This window comes from Peribacillus sp. P4_C12 (genome assembly GCF_056402095.1).
This window is the reverse complement of record NZ_JBFUIB010000162.1, coordinates 1-7506: the sequence shown is the minus strand read 5'-3', so window position 1 is coordinate 7506 and position 7506 is coordinate 1. Positions and strand designations below refer to the sequence as shown.

The window sequence follows — 7506 nt, the reverse complement described above, 5'->3', positions numbered from 1 at the left end:
GGAAATATAAATTTTTACTATATAAACATGTAGGGGTGCGTTAATTGGTTACGGATATCATTAAAAGAATGGAAGATTTCATGAATGAAATGGAGGGAAAATGGGGGCCAATTGATAAAGAGTTTGATAAAGTACAATTTCAGGAGGATATCTCAAAAAGGTTCCAAACAACTTTGTACACCCTTAAGGACTCACTTTTTATGCAAGAGCAAATCGAAATTGAAAAATGGAAGAATCATGTGCAGAAACAATTGGAAGGATAGCTTGCGCAAATATCAAGATTTATTTAAAGAAGAATCTCCTGCAAGTAAAAAAAGCATCAGTAATCTCTTTGAATAAAAGGGGTTACTGATGCTTTTGATTTGCATTATAGGCCTAAGATTAAGGCCATATCGAAAGTGGCGGAAACTCATCAAGTTGCTGAGCATTGTTGCATACCTAAAATAGAAACTGACTTTTCGATATTAGTGCTTAAAAGGGAACTTAGCATGCGTTAAGTAACCGGAACCCTGAAATCAGAAGGCAAGATTAACAATTAAAATGGCTCCATCAAAAATCCGGCGATTAAGCATGAGAGCTATCGTAAAATATAAAAAGTTCAAGAAAACTCCGTCCATGTCAGATTCATTGGAATAGTGCGAAGGAAGGTGAAGTTAAGTACCTCCGAATGTCACCGTAATGAAAAATAAAAGAATGGATCGATAAATTGTAACTTGCTAACAGGTATAGGAATACTTTTTTATAGAATCGATAAGGCTAGGAGGATGCCGATAATCCCCGATAGCTCCCTATATATTATGAAAAATTATCATAATGTCAGTCACCGTCAAAATTAACTCGGGGGAGGTCCGAATGCGAGAATAATTACCAGACATACCATATTGTAACCCATTACCTCTCCAAGACGCTTAGGTCGAAAGAGGTTTAAACGATTGTCGAAACGTGTGTTCTTGATGTTACCCAGCCTACATTCTAAATGTACCAAAACATCATCTTTTTAGAAACATGTGATTCAGCTAGAGAATTGATAGATGCTATGGACAACAAAAATAACGTCAAGAAGGTTTCTGTTAAAGAGAGTAGGAAAGAGCGACTTTAATGTCGACTAATCAATATCTTAAGAAATCTTAAAAATATCCTAATATAGAAAAAATGAAACTTCTATTCATTCATTCTTCAAATGGTTTAAATATTTATTGTTTAATTAATTTAGTGAAATTTCCAGAATGTTGTTATTCCCCTTGTGAGTAAAAATCTTTGTGCTTGGGCTCAGTTGAAATAACTTCCTCCACCGAACCGAAAATGACAGATAGGGCAACAGAATTCTGTTTGTATTTCCTTGAGGATATCGGGAGGAGATGTTTAAATATAGACTGGAAAGAAGAGTATCTATTGTATTTTGTTAAGTTGTTAAAAAATTCAAAAAATGGTTTGACAAGGATAAAAACAGAAGCTTATAATCAACGTAAGTTCTAATTTTGAAAACTGAGTTTTACATTATAGAACACATTTATTACTGAAGAAAAACTTAGGTCTAAAAATTGCAGAAATAATAATGGGGTAAACAGGTATTTATTGGTAAATTGTCTTCCTTGCTCCGGTTAAAACAAAACGGAGTTTTATATTATAAAACAAAATTCTGCGATACTAACAAGAAATAGTAATGGGAAGTTCTTAATATCAGTCTATAATGATAACGCTTACAAAAACTTCAGGGGGTGTTTTAAATGAAAAAAAGAAATTTTTATGGATTTGCCACAAGCGTAACTCTTGCTGGGGTATTACTTCTTTCAGGATGTGGAAGTGAGGGAGAAAAGACTAGCGGATCTGGGATTGAAAAGAAAACCATTAAAGTTGCACATTATTTTGCTGAAGATCATCCTCAAAATATTGCATTAAAAGAAAAATTCAAAACACAGGTTGAAAAGGAAAGCAATGGAGAATTAGAGGTCCAAATTTATGCTAACAGTACATTAGGAGCGGAAAAAGAATTTTATGATGGTGTCAGAAACGGAACAATCGAAATGGGTATCCCAGGTCTAATAATGCAGGCTGACATTCCTAAAATGGGGGTTCCTGAATGGCCATTCCTATTTAGAGATTTCGAACATGTAAAATCGGTACTGAATGGTCCGATTGGTGAAGAATTGACCGAAGACCTAAATCCAAAACATGGAGTAACGCCACTGGCTTGGAGTGCAAATGGATTTAGAATGTTTTCGAGCAATCGTACGATAGAAAGTATGGATGACTTTGATGGCCTTCGACTTAGAATGCCTAACATACCAAACTACATAAAATTAGGTGAATCGCTCGGAGCAAACGTTAGTCCACTGCCTATTTCTGAAGTGTTTACTGCTCTTGAACAAAAGGTAGTAGATGCTCAAGATAACCCTATCGCCACGCTTAGATCCTCAGGATGGAATGAAGTTCAAAGTGATGTACTAGAATCAAAGCATATGTTTAGCCCTAATATTTACATTATTAATAGCAAATTCTTTAACGGCTTGACTAAGGAACAACAAAAGATTATTGAAACAGCAGCAAAAGAAGCAGCAGCATATGAGTTTGAATTACTGGAACAAAGCTATGAAGATGATAAAAAATTCCTCCAGGATAATGGAATCAAATTTACTACGCCTGACGAAAGATTTACCCAAGAAATGGTAAAGGTGTCTCAACCTGTATATGATGAAGTCTTTGCAGAAAATGCTTGGGCAAAAGAGCTAGTTGGAAAAATTAAAGCAGAATAAAGCAAGGTCATAGGAAGGGGGAGATATAAAGATGAGTAAAATATCCAGACTATTAGAAAATACTTTGAACATTGTTATGGCTGCTGCATTAGTGATCATGGTTGTTCTCGTCTTTGGTAATGTAGTTCTTCGATATTTCTTTAACTCAGGTATCACTTGGTCAGAAGAAATGTCAAGGTACCTTTTTATCTGGCTGACGTTCCTCGGTGCCATTGGTGCTTATAAAAACAAAGAACACTTGGGTGTTGACATGGTCATTAAAAGGCTTCCAAACAAGATGAAAAAAGTGGTGCTCGTTATTAGTGATTTGATGATATTGTTTGTCCTTCTCCTTGTCCTGGATGGTAGCTGGAAAATGACTTTGATTAACATTGATAGTACAGCGCCTGCTACTGGTATGCCATTAGCATTTGTATATGGGACAGGTATCCTTGTTAGTGTTTCCATGGGTTTATTGATCATTAACAATTTATATAGGATCTTTTTCAATAAGATTAAGGACGAAGAATTAGTCAGTATTAGTGAGTCTGAAGAGCTAATCTCTCTCCATGGTGATGAATTTATAACAGAAGGAATTATAGAAGGGAAGGAGGAGAAACAAGGATGATAGGTGTATTTGTCGGATCTTTACTAGGAGCAATGTCTTTAGGAATGCCTATTGCTTTTGCCTTACTTGTAAGTAGCGTAGTGTTAATGTACGCTCTTGGTATTTTTGACAGTCAAATCATCGCGCAAAACTTAATCAGCGGTGCTGATAATTTCCCACTCATGGCGATTCCGTTCTTTATGTTGGCGGGGGAGGCAATGAATCGGGGTGGATTGTCACGGCGTATCGTTGAGATGGCAATGTCTATGGTTGGGCATATCAAAGGAGGACTTGGTTATGTTGCAATAATTGCGAGTGTATTATTTGCAAGTTTATCAGGTTCAGCCGTTGCTGATACAGCAGCTCTTGGGGCTATCTTAATACCAATGATGACAAAAGCTGGCTATAATGTGAACCGTTCAAGCGGGTTGATAGCATCTGGTGGAATTATTGCCCCAATCATCCCACCGAGTATTGGTTTTATTATTTTCGGTGTAGCCAGTGGTGTGTCCATTACAAAGCTATTTATGGCAGGGATCGTTCCAGGGGTTTTACTTGCGATCGGACTTACTATTACCTGGGCCATTATAGCACGCAAAGATAATGTAGCCGTTAAACCTCGTGCCTCAATTAAAGAAATACTTATTTCACTTCGTCAAGGGATATGGGCTCTATTCCTACCCGTCATTATCATTGGGGGATTGAAATTCGGATTATTTACACCGACTGAAGCTGCAGTCGTGGCAGCAGTGTACGCAATATTTGTCGGTCTAGTAATCTATCGTGAAATGAAAGTGACAGATTTGTACGATGTCTTTGTTCATGCCGGAAAAATGACAAGTGTGGTCATGTTTCTGGTTGCAGCAGCACTCGTGTCATCTTGGCTGATTACTGTAGCTGATTTACCTGGTCAGGTAATTGGCTTGCTGGAACCATTTTTGGATCATCCGCTCCTTCTATTAATAATGATAAACTTGCTAGTTATTGTAGTTGGAACAGCGATGGATATGACGCCGACGATCCTAATTCTCACACCTGTTTTGATGCCGCTAGTTGAAGCAGCAGGAATTGACCCAGTATACTTTGGTGTCCTGTTTATCCTGAATAATGCCATTGGTTTGCTTACACCACCGGTTGGAACCGTTTTAAATGTCATGTGTGGGATAAGTAAAATCAGTATGGAAGACATCATGAAAGGGATATGGCCTTTCTTGCTCGTTGAAGTAATTGTTTTGATTTTGTTAATCTTGTTCCCTTCCTTAGTATTAGTCCCTCTAGGATGGTTTACATCCTAATGGAATGAACCAGTAAGTGGATTTGTATGCTCAGAGTTATAACATTTTAGGAGGAAATATGATGAATAATTGGCTTAAGCGATTGGCAGCTGGTGTGATTTTGCCGGGAATATTACTATTAAGTGCTTGTGGAAGTGCACAAAATGAAAGCGCTACAACAGACGGTATCCAGGAAAGAACAATCAAAGCAGGTATCGGAAATAGTAAAATGCACCCACAAGGGCAGGGGATGGTCAAATTTAAAGAACTGCTTGAAGAAAAAAGTGGAGGGAAAATGAAAGTCCAAAACTTCTTTGATGCCACCCTTGGAGATGATCAAAAAATGACAGAAGCTCTTCAAGGAGGCTTACAGGAAGTAACAGTTCCTTCAACTTCTCCACTTGTGGGGATGATAAAGGAATTTGGAATCTATGACTTTCCATTTGTCTTTAATAATGAAGAAGAAGCCTATTCAGTACTTGATGGTGCAATAGGTAAAAAGCTTTTGGATAAATTACCGGAACATGATTTAGTAGGTCTGGGATACTGGGAAAACGGCTTCCGAAACTTAACAAACAGCAAACACCCAGTTGTAACAGCTGATGATTTCAAGGGCCTTAAGATACGTACCATGCAAAATGAAGTGCACTTAGATGCATTTTCAAAGTTAGGGGCTAATCCATCTCCCATGGCTTTCTCTGAAGTATTCACCGCATTAGAAACAGGCACTGTTGATGGTCAAGAGAATCCTCTCGCGACAATTCAAACGCAAAAATATAATGAAGTACAAGACTACTTAAGCCTTACAAAGCATGTTTATACACCATTTGTATTCCTTGTCAGCAAAAAGTTCTGGGATGACTTATCGGAAGAAGAACAAAAAATCATGAGTGAGGCTGCACAAGAAGCTGGAGAGTACCAACGAGCACTTAATCGAAAGGAAAATGAGAAAGCACTTAAATATCTAGAAGAAGAAGGAATGAAAATCAACGAAGTAAAGCCGGAAGAAATGGCAAAAATGAAGGAAGTTATTCAACCAGTGACGGACAAGTTTGCCCAAAAGTTCGGCCCGGATCTTGTTGAAGAAATGATGACCGAAGTTGAAAAAGTGCGCGGTAATTAAACAGCACTGCAGTATGGAGGAATGATAATGGATATTATCTCTGAGCTTTTACGAGAAATTCAATTACCGAAAATGGTCAAAGTGCGGCAGGTATTTCATGCACCTCAACTCGCTGATGTAGCGGGTGAGGTGCAAAAGGCGATAAAAGAAGCTGGGGTTTTATCAAGAATAATTGAAAATGACAATGTGGCTATTGCTGTAGGAAGCAGGGGGCTAGCAGATCTCCCTATACTGGTAAGAGAAACAGCAGCTGCAGTTAAGAATGCAGGAGGCAATCCATTTATTGTACCTGCAATGGGGAGTCATGGCGGAGCAACAGCGGAAGGGCAAATTGACGTGTTGCATCAGCTGGGTGTGACAGAAGAAGTGGTTGGAGCGCCAATAAGGTCTTCAATGGAAGTGGTGAAACTGGATGAGTTGCCTAATGGGCTCCCTGTATATATCGATAAATTTGCCTATGAAGCGGACAAAATTATAGTCATTAATCGGATAAAACCACACACTGCATTTCGTGGGCCGGTTGAAAGTGGTTTAATGAAAATGATCACAATTGGTTTAGGTAAACAAAAAGGAGCCGAAGCAGCTCATGCATATAGTTTTAAGTATATGGCTGAGCATGTACCTGAGATGGCGAAAATTTCCTTATCGAAAGCTCCGATTATATTCGGCATTGCGACTATTGAAAATGCCTACGATAAACCTGCGAAAATCGTAGCTGTACCGGCGGAGGATTTAGAAAAGGCTGAGCCTGGACTGTTGATAGAAGCGAAATCGTTAATGCCAAAGATTCATTTCGATAAGATGGATGTACTTATTGTAAATGAACTAGGAAAAGACATTTCCGGGGATGGAATGGATCCAAACATAACGGGCAACTTCGCCACTCCTTATGCTTCTGGCGGTCCAGAAGTTAAACGGACCGTTGTCCTTGGACTTACCGAGAAAACTCATGGGAATGCAAACGGCATCGGTATGGCTGATATGACGACGAAAGCGGTCATGAATGAAATCGAATGGGAAAAAGGGTATGCCAATGCACTCACCAGCACCGTGACAGATGTTGTAAAGCTCCCTATGTTTTTAGATACTCAGGAATTGGCTGTAAAAGCTGCAATCAAAACGTGCAATGCCTTCGATTTAAATCAAGTAAGAGTCGTAAGAATAAAAAATACACTTGAAATCGGTGAAATTTGGATTTCTGAAAGCATGATGGAAGAGGCTGAAAGAAATAGCAAGTTAGAAATCTTGTCAGAATTAGAAGACTTGGTTTTAGACTATTAGATACCCTTCTTTATTTCTTTTAATAGATTTCATTTGAAAATAGTGAAAAGGAGTGCTTTAAATGACTCACCTATATCCCCTCATTGATAACGAAGTTAACCCTTACCGAGATAACGTACAGGGAAAAGCAAATGAACCGATTACGGTCGCGGGTCTGCTAGACCGCTCCAAATTGACACTTGGTTCTACCTATGAAGGTGGCAAGCCGGACTGGACGCTGGAAGAAATTTATATGCGGCTTGAAAGAAATGCGCCGCGTATTGCGATTATCGGCGGTTCGTCCGATCACCCGGCGCACATTATGGATTACCAAACGTCCGCACGGGCAGCAATCCGCATCTGGCAAAATGGCGGTGTGCCGTTTCACTTCTCGACACCGGTAATGTGTGATGGAACTGCACAAAGCAATCAAGGGATGAGTTACTCACTGCAAAGCAGAAATGCGGTTGCACAAATGGTTGTCAATCAGCTTGAAGCTCACAGTTATCA

General features: G+C 39.0%; 7 protein-coding genes. All 7 read left to right on the top strand.

Features of this window, described 5'->3' with window-relative positions; genetic code table 11:
- The first annotated feature begins 44 nt into the window (after positions 1-44).
- A complete protein-coding gene (locus tag AC1DUW_RS17195; protein ID WP_053346453.1) occupies positions 45-263 on the top strand; it encodes a hypothetical protein in 219 nt (72 codons plus the stop codon).
- Between the two features lie 1464 nt (positions 264-1727).
- Positions 1728-2753: a TRAP transporter substrate-binding protein gene (locus tag AC1DUW_RS17190; RefSeq protein ID WP_477643046.1), complete on the top strand. Its 1026-nt coding sequence runs from the start codon at positions 1728-1730 to the stop codon at positions 2751-2753.
- A gap of 31 nt (positions 2754-2784) precedes the next feature.
- Positions 2785-3360, top strand: coding sequence for a TRAP transporter small permease (locus AC1DUW_RS17185; protein WP_252432300.1), 576 nt, complete (start codon positions 2785-2787; stop codon positions 3358-3360).
- Positions 3357-4634, top strand: a complete 1278-nt coding sequence (locus tag AC1DUW_RS17180) for a TRAP transporter large permease subunit (protein WP_056520487.1) — start codon at positions 3357-3359, stop codon at positions 4632-4634. The genes AC1DUW_RS17185 and AC1DUW_RS17180 overlap by 4 nt, the downstream gene beginning before the upstream one ends.
- Before the next feature lie 61 nt (positions 4635-4695).
- Entirely contained in the window at positions 4696-5736 is a 1041-nt protein-coding gene (locus AC1DUW_RS17175) for a TRAP transporter substrate-binding protein (protein ID WP_223305490.1), read from the top strand.
- A gap of 27 nt (positions 5737-5763) precedes the next feature.
- Positions 5764-7017 (top strand): nickel pincer cofactor-dependent isomerase, group 22, encoded by a 1254-nt coding sequence (locus AC1DUW_RS17170; RefSeq protein ID WP_477643045.1) that lies wholly within the window; start codon positions 5764-5766, stop codon positions 7015-7017.
- 61 nt (positions 7018-7078) lie between these two features.
- Positions 7079-7506, top strand: a 428-nt coding sequence (locus tag AC1DUW_RS17165) for a dihydroxy-acid dehydratase domain-containing protein (protein WP_477643044.1), incomplete at its 3' end; no start/stop codon positions are given.